The organism is Afipia felis ATCC 53690 (genome assembly GCF_000314735.2).
Lineage (GTDB): Bacteria > Pseudomonadota > Alphaproteobacteria > Rhizobiales > Xanthobacteraceae > Afipia > Afipia felis.
The window spans coordinates 1,844,656-1,865,804 of record NZ_KB375270.1 but is presented as its reverse complement, the minus strand read 5'-3'; the positions used below and the strand labels follow the sequence as shown (position 1 = coordinate 1,865,804).

Sequence of the window (21,149 nt, the reverse complement as noted above, 5' to 3'; positions counted from 1 at the left end):
AATCGTCGCAGTGATCGCATAGGCCAGCGAAGGCGGTGTAGCGCGTTCTGAAGCGACTCAACCTTTTCTTGGTCGCTGTGGGATTCCCATGACTTTAGCATTGGATAGAGCTCCGTCTGACCGGTTAATTCTCATTAGTTGGTTTGTTTGGTTGGTCTTTTGGGGTTGACAGTCGGTGTTTGATTTATAATCTGGTATGTCCAATTTGGATAATCCAAATGAGCGCCGACTCTATTTTAATGCAGTTGTTTTTGGCATGAGAGAAACCATTGGCATCTGCGGACTGTGAAGCAAAAGACGCGATTAATCCGCGCCCAACAATCAGGGAAGGAATGCCAAATGCTAAAGATCAGAAGCTTGCTTTTAATTGAATTGCTATTCTTTGGAACCTGCAACTTCAGCACGCCTGCGCAGGCAGAGACAAAGCATGTCCGCATCGCTCAGCAATACGGCATCAGTTATTTGCCGTTGATGATGGTGGTTGAGAAAGGACTGCTTAAGAAACACGCCAAGGAAGCTGGCCTTGGCGACATTGATGTCAGCTTCCTGAAGCTCGCGGGCAGCAACGTCATGAACGAGGCACTGCTTTCAGGCAGCCTCGATTTCGCTTCCGGCGGACTGACAGGCCTTATCATCCTCTGGGCGAAGTCGAAGGGAGCGATCAAGGCAGTCTCGGCCGTGACGTCGATGCCAATCTATCTCAACACCCGCAATCCCGACGTCAAGACGATTGCGGACTTCACCGACAAGGACAAGATCGCATTGCCGGCCGTGAAGGTTTCGCCTCACGCGGTCGTGCTGCAGATGGCTGCCGCGAAGACGTTCGGCAATGAGAGTTACGCCAAACTCGATCGGCTGACGGTTTCGCTGTCGCACGCCGATGGGATGGCAGCCTTGATGTCGGGCGTGTCTGAAATCGATTCTCACTTCACCGCTCCGCCCTATCAATATCAGGAGCTAAAGACGGGAAAGGTTCATCGCGTTCTGAGCTCCTACGATGTGGCGGGACAAAATTCGACGTTTGTCCTGGTCTGGGCCAGCGAAAAGTTTCGGAAAGAAAACCCGAAGACATATGATGCCTTCGTTGCAGCCCTGAACGAAGCGATGGATATCATCAACAAGGACAAACGGGCTGCTGCGAAGTTCTACGTGGAGACGTCCAAGGAAAAAATTTCCGAGGATGACATCTATCAAATCATCAGTAATCACGAGAATACCTTCACCACGGTGCCGTCTGGTATCAGCACCTATACTGACTTCATGTATAAGGTGGGTATCATCAGAACCAAGCCAAATTCCTGGAAAGACCTGTTTTTCGATAATGCGCACAAGCTGGCAGGAAATTGATCAATGTTGCTTGTAATAAAAGTGGTTGCTCGTCGGTATCCCACTTTTATTGCGAGCAAAGCTCCGCGAGGCCTAGATTTCTATCGTTTGGTCTCGAAGCGATTGAGGAGTGCTGGCAACCTGCCTGGCAGGCAGCGATAGATACGAAGTTCATATATGCTCGTGGAGATTTCGATTTCCGATAATAATATTGTATGGCGCTCATTGCGAGATCAGAGAGTCGATTTCGTGCGCTCGTCTACGAGGTCTATAGATTGCTACATGGTGACAATGCGCCACGGGTGCTTGTCCGTCAGTAACGATCAGCGCGTCTATTTCGATAAACCAATGTCCGTTTTTCTCGTAGTTATTTGTGACGACGGCTCGCATAGTCAATTCATGTCGATCTGCTATCGCCGACAGTAATTGCATCCGGCTTGCGACATGAATCCAAGGACCCAGAATAGCATTCTCCATGAGCACGCGATTCATGAGACGCTGCAGTACTCCCGGATGTACGAGCCCCTCACGCGCATAGATTTGGTCCAGCTCGCGTATATCTGCGCGATATTTGACACCTGCGTTGCCGGCCCATGAGCAGGGTGTTGTGCCGAGCCGCTTTCCGATCGCATGTGAGGTGAGATCGATAGGTGTTCGTGTTTGGATCGGAGGGATGTCGGGAAAATCGTCGAAAGAGAAAACCGGCGGTGCTGTGGCTAATGCGGTATAGCCAGACGCTTTCAATCCATTACTTTCGACGGTCAAATTAAGCCCTTTAACAGCCTTTGTACTGTATATTTGTAGGAGATCTCCGTCATAAACAGGCTTTATAAAACGCACTTCGATTAATCCGCGCTCTAAAAATGCTAACCCCCATTCGGCAACAGGAACGTGTATCATATACGCGAGGACGTCGACTCCAGGGACAAGTCCGCCCTCGAATCCATATTCCCGGGCTACTTTATCATCGTGAATCCGATTCTCAGACAGCTTCGCACTGTTATAAGCCTCCACGCGATACGGGCTGCGGCATGCAACCATACGTTGGTGTTGATCAGTCATTTCCCAGAATGAACCGACATCGTCTCAAAGTAATTTTTCGATATCGAAGATCGTTCTCCGACGATGATGTCTGCGGCTTTTTCGGCCATCGCCATGATAGGTAGGTTCGTGTTTCCGCTAATCACCGTCGGCATGACCGAACCATCAACCACTCTTAAATTCTCAATGCCTCGGACACGCAGTTGACTATCAACAACGGCTCCGTTGTCTTGGCCCATGCGACAGGTGCCAACGGGATGGTAGACGGTTTCAGCATGCATTCGAATCCAGCTCTTTCGCGTTTCCGTACTGGTAAAAGCGTCAAGATCAATTTTTCGCTTAACATGTTTGCGAAGAGGTGCTTGGTCGATAATCTCACACATCTGCCGAACACCCTCTTGCATGCTGAGGAAGTCGCTATTGTCAGATAAGAATTGAGGGTCGATCGAAGGTGTGTCCGAGGGATCCGATGACCGTAAGCGCAGCATACCACGACTTTTCGGGCGAAGTTGGCAAACACGAATAGCGAAGCCATGTTCGATCCGCTCCTTCGGGGGAGGATTTCGAAGAGCAACAATGAGATGGGCCTGCCATTCGGGCCATGACGAAGACTTATCAGGCCCCCAAAATGCTCCTGCTTCGATACCTTGAGATGTTGCGGGGCCAGTTCCATTGAGGATATATCGTGCGCCTGCGAGACCGCCTTTAATTAATCCGAGGTACGGTGTCAGTGTGATTGGCTGAGATGCTTCTAATCGGATTGCGCAATCTAAATGATCCTGCAAATTGCTTCCTACGCCGAATGAATCGATCACCGGCTTGATTCCAAATGAGCGCAAATGATCAGCTGGTCCAATTCCCGATAGCATCAGCAGGTGTGGTGATCCGATAGCTCCAGACGTCAGCAAGACCTCTCGCTCGGCAGAAAGGGTGATTTCACGCCCATTTCTCTCTATCACAACGCCGCGCACGCGTTTCCCAGCCAGGGCAAGTCGCCGGACACGGCAATTAGCTATAATCGTGAGATTGCTTCGTTCTTTCGCATGATCGAGGTACTTGAATGATCCAGAACGCTTACCGTCAGCGATTGTAAGTTCGTAGAAGCCACCGCCAATTTGGGAGGGGCCGTTGAACCCCTTATTTTCGGGCCAACCGGCTGACTTTACGCTTTCAATGAAAGCTTGCGAGATTGGATGTTGTAAAGTGCCATAGGATAAGCGGATCGGTCCGGAGTACCCTCTGTCTTGGTTGTGTTGCGGGACGACGGCAGAGGCATCTTCTATTTTTTTAAAATATGGCTGAAGGCTTTCGTGCCCCCATTCGGGAAGGCCTTGCGCGGCCCACGCATCGTAGTCTGCGGGATTGCCACGAATTGCAATCATGGAATTGATAGAAGATGAGCCTCCAACAACTTTGCCGCGAGGGATATAGATCTTTCGATTGTTTAACTCGGCTTGAGGCTCGGTCCAAAATTTCCAATTATGTTTTGGACTCTTATAGAGTATACGAATGCCTGCTGGCATATGAACAAGAATGGAAGAAGAAGGTGCTCCGGCCTCCAGCAGCAACACCTTGACGGTGGGATCCTCGCTCAGCCGCGCGGCGAGTACGCACCCTGCTGATCCTGCCCCGACGACGATGTAGTCATATCCGGAAAGCTTCATTTTCGGTTCCTTCTGTGGATGCCGAGACCAGCTTGTTTTGTGTGCTAATTTTGCTGGACAGAGAATCTCGCGACGCAGTCTGACAGACTATTGCTCGATCAGTGGTGCCTAATACTAACTCGGTGAGTCTAATTGTCGGCGTATTCTGAATCTCGATTGAGCTAAGACAGATATCTGCTGGCGAAGTTTTTGCCGCGCGCATGTGTTAATAGCTCTGATGACACTTCGATTATGTTCCAGTGTCGATAATTCGAAGATCGCTGAGACGTCGAATATCTGTGTCGTTGAAGTTGAGAATAGATTTGAGGACGGACTTCGTATCTTCACCGCGCCTGGGTGGACTCTTTGCGTATTCAATCTTCGTCGCCGAAAATTTGATGGGATTGGCAACAAGAGGGGCGGTAGCCCCCGAAGAATGAGATAGATTAATCTGCATCCCCCGGTGGATCACTTGTGGATGAGCAAAGACCTGATCTAATCGATTGATCGGCGCGCACGGAACTCCCACAGGCTCTAGAATGGAGATCCAGTGCTCCGTTGTTTCTTGCGCCAAATGCGCATCTAGAAGTGGTATGAGTTGGTTGCGATTGTTGAGCCGATCTGTATTTGTTGCGAAGCGGCTGTCGGTAGCCAGATGCGTCAATCGAGATGCCGCGCAAAACTTCTTGAACTGTTGGTCGTTTCCGACAGCAAGTACAAACGAACCGTCTTTTGTTTTGAAGGTTTGATATGGAACGATATTTGGATGAGCATTGCCGTATCGCTTGGGCGGCGTGCCCGTCGTAAGGTAGTTCAGATTTTGGTTGGCAAGTACGGCAACTTGAACATCTAGCAACGCCATGTCGATATGCTGTCCTTCGCCGGTACGTTCGCGATGCAGGAGGGCGGAGATGACCCCGGTCGCGCTATACATGCCGGTAAGAATATCGACGATCGGTACGCCAACCTTTTGAGGACCTCCGCCGGGGTTATCGTCACTTTCGCCGGTAATGCTCATTAATCCGCCAATCGCCTGAATAGCCATGTCGTAGCCTGCGATGGCTTTCATTGGACCGGTCTGGCCGTAGCCGGTGATGGAGCAGTAAATAATATCCGGCTTCGATTTCTTCAGAGTCTCGTAATCCAGGCCATAACGCGCCATATCGCCGACCTTATAGTTTTCGATCACGATATCTGCGTGCTGTGCGAGCTTCCTTACAATAGTGCCGCCTTCCTCGGTCGATATGTCGATGCAGATCGAATGTTTCCCGCGGTTTGCGCTTAAGAAATAAGCGCTCTCTGTGGTGTTAGCTGCATTATCGTCTTTTAGAAACGGCGGCCCCCATTGCCGGGTATCATCACCGGTGCCGGGTCGTTCGACTTTCCAAACTTCAGCTCCGAGATCAGACAATAATTGTCCCAACCAAGGTCCTGCGAGAATTCTTGAAAGATCGAGAACTCGGTAGCCAACTAACGGACCTGCCATTTTTCTTTCCCAATACATCCGACGGTTCATCGCGTGTGCTTGCATTATATTTGGTCGTCCAAAATGGTCAAACCAATTACGCGCAAAATGGCAATTTCTCCGACGAATGGGTGGATTTGCTGTCTGATGGAGGGCGAGAAGTCCGTCGTCGGATCGCGAGCGCTTGACATTCTACTGGTCGAGATTTACGGTACACCAAATTGGTTTGTCCAATTGTGAGGTCGATGAAACGTCGACACAAGCGCATGACAAAAAAGCGCGGTGATAAATGGGAGAAACACTTGAGGGAGGTCTTACTGTATGGCGCGAGTAACTCTCCAGAATGTCACGAAATCCTACGGAGGAGATCGAGGGCTGCGGGCAGTACAGGATTTTTCATTAGATATTGCGGATGGTGAGTTGGTCGTTTTTGTCGGGCCGTCTGGTTGTGGGAAATCAACCACGTTGCGTATGCTTGCTGGCCTTGAAGAGGTGACCTCTGGAAAAATTTTTATTGGTGGGAAAGATGTAACGACGCTTCCGCCGAAAGATCGCAATATCGCGATGGTGTTTCAGAACTATGCGCTTTATCCGCAGAAGACCGTTTACGAGAATATGGCGTTCGGGCTCCGGGTGCGTAGGGCGCCGAGTGATGAAATAGAACGGCGAGTACGTAGTGCTGCATCGAGTTTAGGCCTTGAAAATTTGCTCGAGCGCAAGCCTCGACAGTTGTCAGGAGGGCAGATGCAGCGAGTGGCTCTTGGTCGCGCCTTGGTTCGAGACCCGGATGTCTTTCTGTTCGATGAGCCTCTCTCCAATTTGGACGCCAAGTTGCGTGTTAGGACGCGTGAAGAGATCGCGACTCTGCATGCTCGATTGAAGGCTACAATGGTTTTTGTGACCCACGATCAGGTCGAAGCTATGACGCTTGGCGACCGCATTGTGATTATGCGAGATGGCCTAATTCAGCAGGCTGGAAAACCCCTTGATCTCTACGATCGGCCTGCGAATGCTTTCGTGGCGGCTTTCATCGGTTCGCCTGAAATGAATTTGGTGGATGGTGAACTGACGCGAGACGAAGGGCGTCTTGCCGTGCGCTCGGGAAGCCTCCTTGTCGATCTTCCGGACAATGAATTCTCCGAAGCGAAGCAAGATGTCACCTTAGGCATTCGGCCGGAGCACATCGAGCGTTCTGCGGCATCCGGCGCATTTGAAATGGCCATCGATCTTGTCGAGCAGATTGGCGCTCAAACTTACGTGCTGGGTACAATTCACGGCAAGAAACTGCGTGCGGTATTTGCTCGCGACGATGCATTGAAAGTACAAGATCGGATTTCAATCGTTTTTCCTCGACAGAGGTTGCATCTGTTCTCTCGCGAGAGCGGCGGAACGTTGAGGCAAGCGACGAAGACAAGCGAAAACAGCATCGGGAGGGAGTGTCATGAAAGGTCACGGATCGAGCCGGTCGAATTCCAAGGATAATCTCGTTGGCGTTGATCGGCGGAATTTTCTTAAGGCGTCTGCCGGGTTGGCGACAGGCATTGCCGGTTCATTGGCGGCTCCCCATGTCCACGCTAAATCCAATGTAACACTTCGCTTTTTGAACACCGAAACGTCTGCCGCGAGTCAAGCCGTACTGCGAGACGCGGGCAATGCTTACGAGAGCAAGTTCGGCGTAAAAGTCCTCGTCGATTCATCACCGATTAGCGGTGCATATTCGAAAACGATGGCGGCTCTCAACGCGGGTGTGCCATACGATATTTCTACGCAAGGATATGCCTTTGAAATTCTGCAGTATGCGCGTGCAGGTTATATCGTTCCGCTCACGGATATCGTCAAAAAGTACTCGTGGGGGCGGAAGGGCGATTGGTCCTATCAGGGCGAACACTGGTTCTATCCCTACGATTATAATTTGGTGACGGTGTATTACAGAAAGGATTTGTATAAAGAAAACGGCCTGAAGGTCCCTACCACCTGGAATGAGTTTCTGGAGAATTGCCGGGCTCTGACTATTACAAAGGGCGGCAATATCGAACGGGGCGGTTGCGTCCTTCCTTTGGCCAGTGATAGTTCGACCAATTGGGCGAGTTTTGGAGGTCTGTTTGCGGAGCAACCAAAATTCTACGACGACAAATGGAACGTGGTTCTTGACGAGGCGGAGAACAAGAATCGAACTAGCCGCTTCCTTGATTTTTATGCCGATCTTTACACGACCATGCCGCCTGGCATGAACACGGTCGGCTATGCAGAGTTGATGAGTCTTTTTGCGACAGGAAAAACCGCACATACTGTCTATTCCGGCCGCGTCGTTGAGGCGCTCGAAGCGCGAAACCCAGATCTCGCGAACAAGTATGGGATTTTTGCTTTTCCTGATAGCGCAGGGAAGCAGAAGGCGCTGTCCTTCGCCTTCGATGGCTTTATCGTCTTCAAGACCAAGCAAACGGAAGAAACAATCAAGTTTCTGAAATGGTTCGTTGATGAGTATTATATCAACTGGCTTCACTCAGCCTGGATGAACTTCCAGCCGGCGCGTATGGATATCTACGATGATCCGCGATGGAAGGATCATCCGATGATCCAGAAGCATTGGCAGACAATGATGCAGATGAAGTCGTTCATCGATCCGGGTAGCACAACCATTCTCAATGCGATTGATATGTGTGGCCCAGCGATGGACACGCGGCCATGCAAGGTTTTCGACACAAATATTATGCCCGAGATGTTACAGAACCGAGTGCTGAGAAATGTTCCGTCTAGCGATTGTGTGAAAACTGCAGCCGATCGAATGCGTAAGATCAGCTAAGAGCCACTTATAATAAGGGACGGCACTTCATGAGACAAGACCGAGGCATCATAAGCTTATTCATCGGGAGTGTATTGATACTCGGTGCTATTGTCGGTGGGCCGCTCGTTTATTCGATCAAGCTCTCATTCTATGCGGCGAGCTCATTCATTGAGCCGTCGCATTGGGTAGGTTTTGAAAACTATCGGAAGGTATTAAGCGATCCGCTCTTCTGGAGCTCGCTGCTGAACGGAATCACGATCGCGGTTTCTGCGATTGTGCTGCAAGTCGTTCTTGGGGTGAGCATTGCGCTTGTTCTCAATCGGCATTTCGTCGGGCAAACGATTGTCCGGGCGTTGTCGATCGTGCCTTATTTCCTTCCGACTGTCGTTGCGTGCCTCGTAATTCAATGGCTTCTCGATCCTAACTACGGCCTAGTCAAAAGCATTCTGAACTCGTTCGGATATAGCATGTTTGACTGGGGGGCGTCGGGAACGACTGCGAAGATGACCATAGTTCTTGTGAGCGTTTGGATTTGGACTCCATTCGTTGTGACATGTGTGCTCGCAGGTCTTCAGTCAATTCCATCCCAACTTTACGAAGCTGCTCGAGTTGACGGTGCGGGCGCCTTGAAGCAGTTTTGGCACGTCACGCTGCCAGGACTCCGGTCGGTGTTGATCGTCGTGATTCTTTTGAGAGGAATCTGGATGTTCAACAAGTTCGATGTGATCTGGCTGTTGACGAAAGGCGGACCTCTTAATCAAACGGAGACACTTCCGACACTAGCCTATCGGAAGGCATTTATTGAATTCGATCTGGGGGGGGGAGCAGCAGTCGCAACCGTGTCATTCATGCTGCTTGCATGTATTATTCTTATATACCTGCGCTTTTTCCCGATTGATGAAGTGAAGCAGGGGCGGTGACGATGAACTCTCAGAACACCGTTCCTTATATCGTAACCTCGGCTTCTTCAGTGGAGATACTGCACCGTGATACGGCTGGCGCGGAAGGAACATCGCAAAATATGACAGGGAAAGCTGCCGGAAAGCAGGCATTCGATGGAAAGTTGATCAAGCATATTGCCGGTCGCAGCGGTCTGTATATCGCTGTTCTTGCAGTCTGCATCTATTCGGCTTTTCCAATCTATTGGATGCTGATTTCGAGCTTGCGAGAGCCTCAGAAGCTTTTTCTGGATACGTCGTTGGTGTTCTGGCCGCCGGATTTGAGTTCGTACAAGTCGCTTTTAGAGCTTACGAATTACCCGGTGAATTTTATCAACAGCGTTCTGCTGGCGCTCGCCACCATCGTAGCAGCCACGATACTGTCGTCATTTATTGCTTATGGCGCGACCCGGTTACGCTTCCGCGGCAAGACGATGCTGATTGCTTCCATGTTATTTGCTTACATGTTTCCGCCGTTGATGCTGGTTATTCCAATGTCAGCTTTGTTTCGGATGGCTGGTCTCGCCGACAGTTTGTGGGGGCTATTGATCGCCCATCTGGCGATTTCGTTGCCTTTAGCTGTGTGGTTGCTTTGGGGATTCTTTAAATCGATGCCCTTCGACCTGGAGGAAGCCGCAATGGTCGACGGCTGTTCCCAGTTCGGCGCTTTCATCAAGGTCGTTCTCCCGCTTTCAGCGCCTGGGCTGATTACGGTTGGTATATTCTCATTCCTGTTATCGTGGGCGGATTACGTCTTTGCGCTGATCCTGATCATGAGTGATGACCGGAAGACGTTGCCCGTGGCTTTGGCATCGATGCTCGGCGCACAGGATTTGCGTTGGGGCGAGATCTTGGCTGGTGCGACCCTTATCGCTCTGCCGCTGTTTGTAGTATTTACGTTCTGCTACCGATATTTTGTCGCTGGTCTGACGGCGGGAGCGGTCAAGGGATAGGATTTTTGCGACATCCATTCTTGGATTTACTCCGAGAACGGATGTTGCGGCGATGGAGAAAACGAACAGTGGAAAATCTGCGCAGGACCGGAGAGGCAACTGCGGCGCGCGATTACTTCGAATTCTTTTGTTCCCCTAACAGCGCCTGCCAAGCATCGGTGGTTCGGGACAAATGCGCATTGATTTGCTGTTCGGCTTGGCCGACGCGCCGTCCCTCGATAGCCGTCAGGATCGTCTGATGATCGTCGTAGGCGCGTCGACAGCGGCCCTGATCTGAAAAATAGAGGCGCCGCCGCGGTCTCGATAGTTCGTAGAATGACCTCGCGATGCGGAGCAGGATGTCGTTTTTAGCGGCAGCGAAAATCGCTAGGTGAAACGCTTCGTCCTCATGCTCGATGCTCTGTTTTTTGCTGAGACGCTTTTCCGTGTCGCGCAGGATCATGTGGAGATCGCGGATGTTGTCGGCGGTCCTGCGTGTACAGGCCAGTCTGGTTGCCTGAGCCTCCAGGATACGCCGAACTTCCATAACCTCGGCAATTTCCTTGGGCTCGAACGGAACTCCGGACTCGGCGTAAAGAACGAGAGCTTCGATGCTGCTTTCTTCTGAATTCCGCAAGTAGATGCCGGAATTCGGGCGTCGCTCTATCACGCGCATGGATTCAAGTGCTGCTAAGGCTTCGCGAACGGCGCCGCGGCTGGTATCGAATTTCTCAGCAAAATCGCGTTCCGAAGGAAGCCGCTCAGAAGGCTGATAACGGCGCTCATGAATGAACGAAAGAATTTTCCCGATAGCGTTTGATGGGAGGGCGGCAGTCTTATTGGTTCGACTTTTTTCGGGCATCTAATTTTCCTGACGTGCGCCATCAGTGACTTGATTTGAGGATTCTACTAAATCTAACGGTATACCAAATTGGTAAGACCCACAAACTAAATGACCAACGGAGTAACCGTTGGCGCCGAGTCTACCGCTTGTTGATATCAGGTTGGAGAATTTGAAGCATCCGAAACCCGCCAGGTAGGCCATAAAACCACAGGCAGCGCGCGCCATTTGCTGTCGATTCGTTCGTGACGGGGTGTTCGCGCGACCCGGATCGCAACTGGTTACGATGCGAAGGTTGTTATTGGATTGCTCCCGTCACTTGCAAATGGGGGCGGCCGATCAGAAATAGCTTGACACGAGCCACTTCTGCCGACCAAATTGGTATTACCAAATAGACCAATGATGATGACGAGGTCGATGCTGCCCGAAAGCATTTCGGTTCGTCGCGTGAAGGTCGATCGAGTATTTCAGTTCAGGCAGGGCGGGTGAGGCGATGAAAGTAGATTTACTGTCAAATCTACCACCTCGCATTCACATGATTCTTGAAGAAGGGGCGAAAGCGGGGAGCTCTCGTCCTGCATTCACCGACGAACATGGCGTCGTCTGGTCGTATCAGCGGGTGATCGGCACGATTGAGGCCGTTTCCGCTGAGATGGCGCGCCTCGGCATTCGCCCTGGCGATCGGATCATGGTGATCGGTGAAAACTCAATCGCTGCCATTGTCATCATGTATGCGGCAAGCCGGCTTGATGCCTGGGTTGTGATGGCAAATGCCCGGCTCAGTCCACATGAGTTGGACTTGATTGAAGGTGACTGCAAGCCCAGGCGTGTTTTCTATATCCATAGGGTATCGCCCGAGGCAGACGCCGCCGCGCACCGGGGAGGGGCGGAGGTGCAGGTGCTGACGGGTATCGGCGAAATCAAGGCCGGCAAGTTGGCGACGGATTCCGTCCCCGAGAAAGTCCATGCAGATCCGGCGCGACAGGTCGCGGTTCTGATCTACACGACCGGGACCACTGGCCGCCCGAAAGGGGTCATGCTCACTCACCGAAACCTTGCGTTCGTTGCTTGCCGCGGCAAGAGAACAAATGCCATTCACGCCGACGATGTATCTCTTTGCCTTATGCCGATTTCGCATTCGTATGGTCTGACGCTTATGCAAGGGATGTTGTTTGCAGGCGGGCATTTGCGGATCATGAAGAGATTTTCGCTTTCGCGGGTTATTGAAGCCGTCGTCGATGGAACGCTAACGATCCTTAACGCTGTTCCTGCCTTGTTTTCCAGAATTGTCGCGCACGTCGATCAGGAAGGAATCAAGCTCACGCCCAATCGGCTTCGTTATGTCTACACGGGAACGGCTCCGCTCGATCTCTCACTCCGCAAGAGCGTCGAGCGTGTGTTCGGCGTCGTGCTTCATAATGGTTACGGTCTGACCGAGACATCACCGACGATCAGTCGTACGCAGTATGAGATGGGAAGTAATGAGGTCAATATCGGGTTGCCGATCCCCTGTGTCGAGGTCAAGATTATCGGGCCTGACGGACAAGAAGTGCCGGATGGCAAACCGGGAGAATTGCTGGTGCGAGGTCCCAACGTGATGTTGGGTTACTATGGCCAGCCGGAGATGACTGCAGCTGTTATCAATGACGACGGATATTTGAGCACCGGAGATATTGTCAGTCGCGCTCCTCAAGGCGAGCTGATCGTGCAGGGACGCTCAAAAGAACTGATTATCCGTTCTGGCTTCAATGTGTATCCGGCTGAGATCGAGGCTGTTATCAATGCTCATCCAGCGGTGCTCAATACTGCGGTCGTCGGGCGATCGGTCGAGGGGAATGAGGAAATCATCGCTTTTGTCGAGCCGGTCCCTGAAGCCTCCATTGTCATCGAAGAGCTGTTTGTCCTCGTGGAACAAAAACTGGCGCGATACAAGAAACCCCAGCAGATTATCATTATGTCGCAGCTGCCAACCGCGCCAAACGGCAAGATCAGAAAACACGATCTGAAGAAACGAGCTGAAGAGTTAGCGTTGACCGCTTAGAATGCGTTCAGCGAAGTGGAAGCCGGTTCGCGTGAGGAGACGCGTCAAAGCAGCAGGCAGGACTCCGGCTTTGTGCCATCAAGGCGGAAGAGATTCTTGCTGCTGCGGTCGACAATCAGGATTCGGAGTTGATCAAGAGCATGAGCCAGCAACAGATTTATCCAGATGTAAAGTTATTTGTTGACGGCCTTTGGTGTGATGGCGTTTCCGGATATGCCGAGCCGATCTTCAATCCGGCGACAGGAGCGCAGATAGGAAGTGTCGCTCATGCGTCTATCGACGATCTCGATCGTGCGGTTAATGCCTCCAGGGACGGATTCGAAGTTTGGCGACGGACGTCTGCTTTTGATCGCTACAAACTTATGCGTGGGGCTGCTGAGAAGCTCCGCGAACGGGTCAGCGCAATTGCGGAAATTATGACCCTCGAACAAGGCAAGCCGCTCCGCGAAGCGAGCGCCGAGATATTGCTTGGTGCCGATATCATCGATTGGTTCGCGGAAGAGGCTCGCCGATCATACGGTCGAATCATTCCCGCACGGTCTGGCGCTGTGCAGCAGGCTGTGGTGCGGGAGCCGGTTGGGCCGGTGGCGGCCTTTACGCCGTGGAATTTTCCAATCAATCAAGCGGTCAGGAAAATTTCAGCTGCAATGGCCGCAGGCTGTTCGGTGATTCTGAAGGGCCCAGAAGAGACGCCGGCGAGTTGCGCCGCCCTAGTGCAGGCTTACGTCGATGCGGGGCTGCCGCGGGGCGTTCTCAATCTAGTTTTCGGCGTACCGTCTGAGATATCTGAATATCTGATCACGCACCCCGTCATTCGCAAGATTTCCTTTACAGGCTCAACACCAGTGGGCAAGCGACTTGCTGCTTTGGCGGGCGGTCACATGAAGCGCGTCACCATGGAGCTTGGTGGCCACGCGCCGGCAATTGTCTTTGAAGATGCGGATGTGAGGGAAGCAGTTCGCTTGTTGGCGGCGGCGAAATTCAGAAATGCTGGTCAGGTTTGTGTTTCTCCCACGCGATTTGTGGTTCACGAGCAAATCTATGAAGAGTTCGTCGAGCGCTTTATCGCTGCGGCTGAAGCTGTCATTGTGGGAAATGGTCTCGATGAGACGACCCAGATGGGACCGTTGGCAAATCTTCGACGTGTAGAAGCGATAGAGTCCCTGGTCTCGGATGCTGTTCAGCAGCGGGCATGCCTGAGAACAGGTGGTAAGCGTTCAGGAAACGAAGGGTTTTTCTTTGAACCAACTGTTCTGACAGAGGTGCCGCTGAGCGCGCGCATCATGAATGAAGAACCGTTTGGTCCTGTCGTGCCGATCGCGCGCTTCTCGACATTCGAAGATGCCGTGGCTGAGGCCAATCGCCTGCCTTATGGCCTTGCTGCCTATGCCTATACAAAATCAGCTGCAACGAGTGGTGCGTTCGGGGCGGCTGTGGAGAGCGGCATGGTCTCCGTCAATCATCATGGCCTTGCTTTGCCCGAAACCCCTTTTGGTGGGATCAAGGATTCCGGGTTTGGCTTTGAGGGTGGCACGGAAGCGATGGATGCTTACCTGAATACGAAATTCATAACTGAACATCACGTGTAGCGTCAGCCTCCGACCATGAATGTGGTGAAGTGTGAGAGCGGCTGCATAGAACTGTGAAGTCGAGGCCCCCGGTGGCTTCGAAACGGCTTTGAACTTTGCCGTATTTGTCGTTGTGCGCATTACGCGCCTGACAAGCTGATCCTTCCCAGCGCGATGAAATTCCCCACGATCGCCAATAATAATCTTGACACTGCGGTCTTTTTTGATCTTACTGGTAAGACCAATTTGGATGGTCCATATCTCGGAAATTCTCGCCTGATTGCTTACGAAAAGGTGTGGCGGGCGCGGATTTTCTTTCTGGTTCAACATGATTGAGGAGTGAAGCGAATGAATGCGCCCATGGCTGTATCGAAGGGGCCGCGCAGGAAGTTCTGGAGCTGGGGTTACGAGGGCCAGGAGATTCCCGAGTCGGAAGTGAAATCGATGCACGCGCGCGTGGCGCAGCGTCTTGGAATGAGCGATTTCACGGTTCTTAAGGATCCAACCCTCGATGAGATCGAGATTCGCGCGCCTCGCATCACACCGCCGGCTTCGCTGACGAGTTTTTGCACCACTGCTAAGTGGGATCGAGTAGCTCATAGTTATGGCAAGAGTTTCCGTGACCTTGCCATGATTTATAAGCGAAAATACCCCAATCCGCCCGACATCGTGGCGTATCCCCGAGATGAGAAGGATATTTCTGCCGTTCTCGACTGGTGCGGTGAGAATGGCTACGCGGCCGTGACTTACGGTGGTGGGTCGAGCGTTGTTGGTGGAATCAACCCTCCTGACGATAGCCACTATAAGGGTGTCGTCACCATCGATCTTGAGAACTTCAATCGTGTGCTTGAAGTCGATCCGATTTCACGTGCGGCTCGTATTCAGAGCGGCACCTTGGGGCCGTCGCTCGAAACGCAATTGAAGCCTCATGGTTTCACGCTGCGGCATATCCCGCAATCGTGGGAATTTTCTTCGCTCGGTGGTTGGATCGCGACACGCTCATCTGGTCACTATGCAACGCATCTCACTCATATCGACGAGATGGTGGAAAGTCTGCGTGTCGTGACGCCGACGGGAACGATTGAAAACCGCCGGCTGCCCTCGTCCGGTGCCGGCCCTAACCCAGACCGGGCGTTTATCGGTTCAGAGGGAACGCTTGGCATTATTACCGAAGCGTGGATGCGCTTGCAGGGGCGGGTGAGATTCCGGGCCAACGCGGCGGTTTCGTTCAAGACTTTTTATCAGGGCGCGAAAGCCGTTCGGCAGATCACACAGGCTGGTCTCTATCCAGCTAATTGTCGATATCTGGATGAAAAGGACGCTTTCTTTTATGGCGCAGGGGATGGCTCCGAATCGATGCTGCTGATCGGTTACGAATCGGCGGATCACCCGGTCGATGCGTGGCTCGAAAGATCCCTCGAGATATGCAGGGATTTCGGCGGCACGGTGAAAGATCAGGCGGGATCCGGCGGGGCGGCTCTTGAGAACAGCCGCTCAGGTGCGCAAGGAAGCTGGCGTAATCAATTTCGTTATCTCCCATACCTTATGCATGTCCGTGCGGCGATGGGCATCATTAGCTTCACATTCGAGACCGCATATACGTGGGACAAATTCGAAGCCGTCGATGCTGAAATCATGCGTCGTATAGCGGATGCAGAAAAGAAGATTTGCGGTGGAGGCATTGTATGCCGCCGCTTTTCATTCCTCTATGCGGATGGTCCCGCGCCATATTACTCAATCATGGCTCCGTCCTCTCATGAGAAAAATATCGAGCACTATGCTGCCCTGAACAAGGTGGCGTCCGATGCCTTGATAGAGCTTGGGGCCACCATCACGCATCATCACGCGGTGGGACGTAGCTTCCGTCCTTGGTACGACAAGGAAATCGACCCAGGATTCGTCCGCATGATGAAGGCGAGCAAGAGGGAGCTCGATCCGAACTGGGTGCTCAATCCTGGTGTTCTGTTCGACCGGCCCGCGATGTGAGCTGCAATGGGCGGCGTTCAGTCATGTATGGCAATTCGTTATGATTGATCTCTATTTCTGGACAACACCGAACGGATACAAGGCGACGATAATGCTGGCCGAACTTGGCCTGCATTATCGGGTGCTGCCGATCGATATCACCTCGGGGGATCAGTTCGGCGCTGAATTTCTCAAGATTAGCCCAAACAATAAAATTCCGGCCATCGTTGACCACGATGGGCCAGGTGGAAATCCGATATCGATTTTTGAATCTGGTGCGATCCTTTTATATCTCGCCGAGAAGACAGGTAAGCTGCTTCCAACGGAAGTTCGAGCGCGAACGAACGCCCTTCAGTGGTTGATGTTCCAGATGGGCGGCGTCGGACCAATGTTGGGGCAGGCTCATCATTTTCGTCGTTACGCACCCGAACAAATTCAATATGCGGTAGATCGTTATACGAACGAGGCGACTCGATTGTATGGGGTGATGGACCGCCAGCTTGCAAACAGCGAGTATCTCGCGGGTGATTATTCTATCGCAGATATCGCGACTTTTCCGTGGATCCGACTGCACCGCTGGCAGGGGCAGGATCTTCAAGATTTTCCGAATCTAAAACGCTGGTTCGATGCAATTAAAGCACGTTCTGCGGTGGAGGAAGGTCTCGCCGTAATGTCGGAAACGAAGAGATGGGAAGCCAAGCCAGGTACGGCATCTTGGAAAAATATGTTTGACGCTAAGGCTTAACAAACGAGGAGCGAGATAACGCAATGAATAAGATGCACGGCGGTCTGCAGGAGCGACGCAGAAAGTTTTACGGTTGGGGTTACGAAGGCGATGAGGTTTCGCCCACGGAAATCGCTGAATTCGAAAAGGCCTGGACCGAGCTTCTCGGTGTTGGGGATTTCAGTGCAGTGCCGTTCCCGACCCTCGAGTCGGTGACGATCAGAGATTCGCGCGTGAAGGTCCCCGCGGCGCTGCAGAATATCTGCACGACCGACAAATATGACCGGCTCTATCACACCTATGGGGCGGGGACTGTCGACGTTGCATACGCTGTGCGCGGTGAATTCCGCAATCCGCCGGATGCGGTCGCTTATCCGCGCACCGAGCAGGACATCGTCGATATTTATCGCTGGTGCGAAAACGACAGCCTTGCGGCTATTCCGTACGGCGGCGGAACGAGCGTCGTCGGCGGCGTCAATCCTCCGACGTATGACCGCTATCGCGGCGTTGTGTCGATCGACATGAAGTATTTCGACAAGGTGCTTGAGATCGACCATGCGTCGCAGTCCGCGCGAATTCAGGCTGGCGTTCTTGGCCCGAGCCTTGAGCGGCAACTCAAGTCGAGCGGCCTTACCATGCGCTTCTTTTTGCAGGCATGGGAGTTCTCCTCTTTGGGCGGATGGATTGCGACTCGGGCCGCAGGTCACTTCGCGACCGTCTACACGCAGATCGACGATCACGTTCAAAGCCTGAAAGTCGTTACCCCGTCGGGAAATATCGAATCGCGCCGCTTTCCGGCATCCGGCTCCGGCCCGAATCCGGACCGCTTGTTCCTTGGATCCGAGGGTGCCTTGGGCATCATCACCGAAGCATGGGTGCGTTTGCATAAGCGACCGACCTTCCGGCAGATGGTCAGCGTCCGGTTCAGCGACTACGACAAGGCGGTCGAGGCGACGCGCGTCATTTCGCAATCTGGTCTCTATCCCGCAAGCGCCCGCTTGGTCGAACGTGAAGAAGCCGCCTACACCGGTTCGAGCGACGGCACCTACGACATTCTGGTGCTCGGCTTTGAATCCGCGGACCATCCGGTCGATGTCTGGATGAATCGCGCGCTTGAAATCTGTGGCGATCATGGCGGCACCTGGGATGCCTCAGTTCTGAAGGGTGATGCGAACGCAGATTCCAGCGCCAAGAGTTGGCGCGACAAGTTTCTGCGCGGTCCTTACTTGCGTGAATACGCGATCGCTCGCGGCGTGATGCGCGAAACGATGGAAACATGCGTCACCTGGGGGCAGTTTGCCCGAATGCGTGAACATGTGAGAGCGGAAACGCTTCGTGCGATTCGGGAAGTCACGGGGCGGCCCGGTTCTGTCACCTGCCGATTTACTCATATCTATCCGGACGGCCCGGCGCCGTACTTCACCTGGTACGCCTACGGCGATAAGGCTCGTATTCCAGAGCAGTACATGGCGATCAAGAAGATCGCTGAAACGGCGATGGTTGATGCTGGAGGAACGACTACCCATCACCATGCGCTCGGCCGGGATCATCGCCCCTGGTATGACAAGGAACGCCCCGAGCTGTTCTGTTCAGCCATGAAGGCTGCGAAGCACACCTTCGATCCGAAAGCTATTCTCAATCCAGGCGTGCTGTTCGATCCATCATGATTTGGCGCAGTCGGCATTCATAGCTCGATATTGGTAGCTACCCGATTGGGGTAGCTACCACAGCCATCAACCTAAGCATCATACATGGGAAGCAGGTCATTCAAAGAAACCTGCCTCGGAGGAAATGTACAAGGCGGCGTCATCGCCTGCGTATGCTTATCAGAAACCTCATAGCATCACGTAGTCGAAACGCCTCCATCAAAAAAGGAGACTTGAGTGCGAGGGTTTGATCTCAATAATACAGCTATCGTCGTCGGGATGGTCGTTACTTATATCGGCTTTGCAACTTGGTTGACGATCAGATATCGCGCCAAAACGAATTCAGACTTTAACGTCGCGGCGAGGTCAGTTCCGGCTTTCATTATTGGCGTTCTTATGATGTCGGAATTTATAGGAGCTAAATCGACAATTGGTGCCGCGCAAACGGCGTTTGAGAAGGGTGCAGCAGCATCCTGGGCGGTATTGAGCGTTGCCGTCGGTTTTCCGCTCTTCGGGCTTCTTCTCGGCCGAAAGCTTTACAACTCAGGGGAGTATACGATCTCAGCGGCGATTGCGAAGAAGTATGGTCGCTCTACGCAGCTGACAGTCTCCGTCATTATGATCTACGCGCTGTTGCTCGTAAATGTTGGCTATTACGTTGGCGGCGCAGCTTCTGTTTCAACTTCGCTCCATATTTCTTTTGCGGCGGCAGCAGTTCTGACGGCCGTAATCAGCACGTTCTATTGTGCGGTTGGTGGTCTTAAGAGCACAGCTTACGTTTCGGTGCTTCACACCGCGGTCAAGTACATCGGCGTTATTATCGTTTTGGTGGTTGCGTTGATTATGACCAAAGGTTTCGGTCCTATGGTAGCGAAGTTGCCATCTTATTACTTCACGTGGGATGGCAAGATTGGTGCTTCAACGATAATCGCCTGGGCAATCGCGAATGTCGGTGCCATTTTCTCGACCCAGTATATCATTCAAGCAATCTCGGCGTTGAAGGGACCTAGTCAGGTGCGTAATGCCTGTTACGTCGCAGGGATTCTTTGCGTGCCCATCAGCTTCGCTCTCGGCATTATCGGTGTGTGCGCGAAGTATCTCTTCCCTGATATGAAGAGTCTCTATGCGCTTCCGATATTTCTTGACCATATGTCCCCTTGGCTTTCCGGCATTGTTACTGTTTCGCTGGTGGCGTCGGTGTTGGTGGGAGTGAGCAGCATTTCAATCGGGATTGCAGCTCTCATTGTTCGCGACTTCTACGTTCCGATGTTTAAGCCAACGGAAGAAAAGGAATTGCGCATGTCTCGTCTGCTTGCGGTTCCAATCGGATTTCTGCCTCTTCTCTTTGTCTTCTACGCTCCCGAGGTGCTGCATCTCTCGTTCTTCACGCGAGCGTTGCGGCTGGCGATCTCCATCGTAGCGATGATTGGCTTCTATCTCCCGTTTTTCGGAAGTAATCGGGGCGCAACGATGGGCCTCATTGGTGCAACCGTGACGACAACCGTCTGGTATTTACTTGGAGATCCCTTCGGAATTGACAACATTTATATCGCGTTGGTGACGCCGGCGGTTGTCATGATGACGGAGGCCGCGGTGGGCTACCTCTTCGGTAGTGGCTTGTCGTCCAATACAGCGCGCCAAATCCAAGGCGGTGATGCGGCTTGACTCACGAAAGAGGAACCCTTCGTGCCCTACTCTCATCAACGGAACGACATATGACGATCTTTACCTTGCAGAACCTCCATCCATCAGTGGCGGACACGGCGTACGTGGCGCCGAATGCTACGGTGATCGGGCAGGTGCGGTTGGCAGAGAATGCCAGTGTGTGGCCGAGCGCCGTCGTGCGTGCCGATAATGATCTGATCTCAATCGAAAGTGGCGCCAATATTCAGGACGGTGCAATTTTGCATGTTGATCCGGGTCATCCCATGTCGATTGGTCACAATGTCACGGTGGGGCATGCCGCAGTTGTGCATGGATGCACGATTGGAGATGGAAGCCTTGTAGGAATTCACGCAACCATCCTTAATGATGCGAAAATCGGAAAGGACAGCATCGTGGCGGCAGGGAGTGTTGTGCCGGAAGGTAAAACCTATCCGGACCGCTCGCTGATCCTCGGAGTTCCGGGAAGGGCTGTACGCCAGCTCACGGATGACGAGGTGAAGTGGATTGCCGATAACGCGCGCGATTATGCGGCGCGTGCTGCTCTCTACCGCGACCACTTGAAGTAAACC

The 21,149-nt window shown here is 52.6% G+C and carries 16 protein-coding genes and 1 pseudogene; 12 read left to right on the top strand and 5 right to left on the bottom strand.

All coding sequences use genetic code 11. From position 1 onward, the window contains the following. The first annotated feature begins 339 nt into the window (after positions 1–339). The gene (locus HMPREF9697_RS08710) at positions 340–1,347 is read left to right on the top strand and encodes an ABC transporter substrate-binding protein (RefSeq protein WP_002716824.1); all 1,008 of its coding nucleotides are present in this window, start codon (positions 340–342) and stop codon (positions 1,345–1,347) included. Positions 1,348–1,442: 95 nt separating this feature from the next. On the opposite strand, the pseudogene HMPREF9697_RS21690 reads toward HMPREF9697_RS08710, so the two are convergent. From HMPREF9697_RS21690 to HMPREF9697_RS08695, 4 genes and pseudogenes are all read right to left on the bottom strand, one after another. Further along, positions 1,443–1,505 (bottom strand): annotated as a pseudogene (locus tag HMPREF9697_RS21690) (NIPSNAP family protein); the annotation flags it as partial. Positions 1,506–1,548: 43 nt separating this feature from the next. Then, complete coding sequence (locus HMPREF9697_RS08705; RefSeq protein WP_002716823.1) at positions 1,549–2,388, bottom strand: hotdog family protein; 840 nt, start codon at positions 2,386–2,388, stop codon at positions 1,549–1,551. Further along, positions 2,385–4,031, bottom strand: a complete 1,647-nt coding sequence (locus tag HMPREF9697_RS08700; RefSeq protein ID WP_002716822.1) for a GMC family oxidoreductase — start codon at positions 4,029–4,031, stop codon at positions 2,385–2,387. The genes HMPREF9697_RS08705 and HMPREF9697_RS08700 overlap by 4 nt, the downstream gene beginning before the upstream one ends. Positions 4,032–4,260: 229 nt before the next feature. After that, the gene (locus HMPREF9697_RS08695; RefSeq protein WP_040298467.1) at positions 4,261–5,496 is read right to left on the bottom strand and encodes a CaiB/BaiF CoA transferase family protein; all 1,236 of its coding nucleotides are present in this window, start codon (positions 5,494–5,496) and stop codon (positions 4,261–4,263) included. Positions 5,497–5,796: 300 nt separating this feature from the next. Between HMPREF9697_RS08695 and HMPREF9697_RS08690 the strand changes: the two genes are divergently transcribed. From HMPREF9697_RS08690 to HMPREF9697_RS08675, 4 genes are read left to right on the top strand one after another with little or no spacing between them, the layout of a single operon-like run. Further along, on the top strand, positions 5,797–6,957 hold the full coding sequence (locus HMPREF9697_RS08690) for an ABC transporter ATP-binding protein (protein WP_002716820.1): 1,161 nt from the start codon (positions 5,797–5,799) through the stop codon (positions 6,955–6,957). After that, entirely contained in the window at positions 6,917–8,278 is a 1,362-nt protein-coding gene (locus HMPREF9697_RS08685) for an ABC transporter substrate-binding protein (RefSeq protein WP_002716819.1), read from the top strand. Before HMPREF9697_RS08690 ends, HMPREF9697_RS08685 begins: the two co-directional genes overlap by 41 nt. A 29-nt stretch (positions 8,279–8,307) precedes the next feature. Continuing rightward, positions 8,308–9,180: a carbohydrate ABC transporter permease gene (locus HMPREF9697_RS08680; protein WP_002716818.1), complete on the top strand. Its 873-nt coding sequence runs from the start codon at positions 8,308–8,310 to the stop codon at positions 9,178–9,180. Positions 9,181–9,182: 2 nt separating this feature from the next. Further along, positions 9,183–10,151 carry a carbohydrate ABC transporter permease gene (locus HMPREF9697_RS08675; protein ID WP_002716817.1) on the top strand — a complete coding sequence of 323 codons (969 nt, stop codon included), beginning with the start codon at positions 9,183–9,185 and terminating at the stop codon, positions 10,149–10,151. A gap of 112 nt (positions 10,152–10,263) precedes the next feature. On the opposite strand, the gene HMPREF9697_RS08670 is transcribed toward HMPREF9697_RS08675, so the two are convergent. Continuing rightward, complete coding sequence (locus HMPREF9697_RS08670; protein WP_002716816.1) at positions 10,264–10,992, bottom strand: FadR/GntR family transcriptional regulator; 729 nt, start codon at positions 10,990–10,992, stop codon at positions 10,264–10,266. 514 nt (positions 10,993–11,506) lie between these two features. Here HMPREF9697_RS08670 and HMPREF9697_RS08665 point away from each other — a divergent pair. The 7 genes from HMPREF9697_RS08665 to HMPREF9697_RS08635 all read left to right on the top strand — a co-directional run bounded on the left by HMPREF9697_RS08665 (position 11,507) and on the right by HMPREF9697_RS08635 (position 21,146). Continuing rightward, entirely contained in the window at positions 11,507–13,012 is a 1,506-nt protein-coding gene (locus HMPREF9697_RS08665; protein ID WP_244597920.1) for a class I adenylate-forming enzyme family protein, read from the top strand. A gap of 140 nt (positions 13,013–13,152) precedes the next feature. After that, entirely contained in the window at positions 13,153–14,601 is a 1,449-nt protein-coding gene (locus tag HMPREF9697_RS08660; RefSeq protein WP_002716814.1) for an NAD-dependent succinate-semialdehyde dehydrogenase, read from the top strand. A gap of 327 nt (positions 14,602–14,928) precedes the next feature. Next, positions 14,929–16,566, top strand: coding sequence for an FAD-binding oxidoreductase (locus HMPREF9697_RS08655; protein ID WP_002716813.1), 1,638 nt, complete (start codon positions 14,929–14,931; stop codon positions 16,564–16,566). A 40-nt stretch (positions 16,567–16,606) separates the two neighbouring features. Further along, the gene (locus tag HMPREF9697_RS08650) at positions 16,607–17,290 is read left to right on the top strand and encodes a glutathione S-transferase N-terminal domain-containing protein (RefSeq protein ID WP_081602525.1); all 684 of its coding nucleotides are present in this window, start codon (positions 16,607–16,609) and stop codon (positions 17,288–17,290) included. Positions 17,291–17,313: 23 nt separating this feature from the next. Beyond that, positions 17,314–18,936 carry an FAD-binding oxidoreductase gene (locus HMPREF9697_RS08645; RefSeq protein ID WP_002716811.1) on the top strand — a complete coding sequence of 541 codons (1,623 nt, stop codon included), beginning with the start codon at positions 17,314–17,316 and terminating at the stop codon, positions 18,934–18,936. A gap of 216 nt (positions 18,937–19,152) precedes the next feature. Next, positions 19,153–20,580 (top strand): sodium:solute symporter family protein, encoded by a 1,428-nt coding sequence (locus HMPREF9697_RS08640; protein WP_002716810.1) that lies wholly within the window; start codon positions 19,153–19,155, stop codon positions 20,578–20,580. Between the two features lie 50 nt (positions 20,581–20,630). Next, on the top strand, positions 20,631–21,146 hold the full coding sequence (locus HMPREF9697_RS08635; protein ID WP_002716809.1) for a gamma carbonic anhydrase family protein: 516 nt from the start codon (positions 20,631–20,633) through the stop codon (positions 21,144–21,146). The last annotated feature ends 3 nt before the right edge of the window (positions 21,147–21,149 follow it).

Excerpts from the sequence above, each read along its gene's own strand:
- HMPREF9697_RS08710 (WP_002716824.1), top strand. The coding sequence starts at position 340 with ATGCTAAAGATCAGAAGCTTGCTTTTAATTGAATTGCTATTCTTTGGA.
- HMPREF9697_RS08705 (WP_002716823.1), bottom strand. The coding sequence starts at position 2,388 with ATGACTGATCAACACCAACGTATGGTTGCATGCCGCAGCCCGTATCGC.
- HMPREF9697_RS08700 (WP_002716822.1), bottom strand. The coding sequence starts at position 4,031 with ATGAAGCTTTCCGGATATGACTACATCGTCGTCGGGGCAGGATCAGCA.
- HMPREF9697_RS08695 (WP_040298467.1), bottom strand. The coding sequence starts at position 5,496 with ATGGCAGGTCCGTTAGTTGGCTACCGAGTTCTCGATCTTTCAAGAATT.
- HMPREF9697_RS08690 (WP_002716820.1), top strand. The coding sequence starts at position 5,797 with ATGGCGCGAGTAACTCTCCAGAATGTCACGAAATCCTACGGAGGAGAT.
- HMPREF9697_RS08685 (WP_002716819.1), top strand. The coding sequence starts at position 6,917 with ATGAAAGGTCACGGATCGAGCCGGTCGAATTCCAAGGATAATCTCGTT.
- HMPREF9697_RS08680 (WP_002716818.1), top strand. The coding sequence starts at position 8,308 with ATGAGACAAGACCGAGGCATCATAAGCTTATTCATCGGGAGTGTATTG.
- HMPREF9697_RS08675 (WP_002716817.1), top strand. The coding sequence starts at position 9,183 with ATGAACTCTCAGAACACCGTTCCTTATATCGTAACCTCGGCTTCTTCA.
- HMPREF9697_RS08670 (WP_002716816.1), bottom strand. The coding sequence starts at position 10,992 with ATGCCCGAAAAAAGTCGAACCAATAAGACTGCCGCCCTCCCATCAAAC.
- HMPREF9697_RS08665 (WP_244597920.1), top strand. The coding sequence starts at position 11,507 with ATGATTCTTGAAGAAGGGGCGAAAGCGGGGAGCTCTCGTCCTGCATTC.
- HMPREF9697_RS08660 (WP_002716814.1), top strand. The coding sequence starts at position 13,153 with ATGAGCCAGCAACAGATTTATCCAGATGTAAAGTTATTTGTTGACGGC.
- HMPREF9697_RS08655 (WP_002716813.1), top strand. The coding sequence starts at position 14,929 with ATGAATGCGCCCATGGCTGTATCGAAGGGGCCGCGCAGGAAGTTCTGG.
- HMPREF9697_RS08650 (WP_081602525.1), top strand. The coding sequence starts at position 16,607 with ATGATTGATCTCTATTTCTGGACAACACCGAACGGATACAAGGCGACG.
- HMPREF9697_RS08645 (WP_002716811.1), top strand. The coding sequence starts at position 17,314 with ATGAATAAGATGCACGGCGGTCTGCAGGAGCGACGCAGAAAGTTTTAC.
- HMPREF9697_RS08635 (WP_002716809.1), top strand. The coding sequence starts at position 20,631 with ATGACGATCTTTACCTTGCAGAACCTCCATCCATCAGTGGCGGACACG.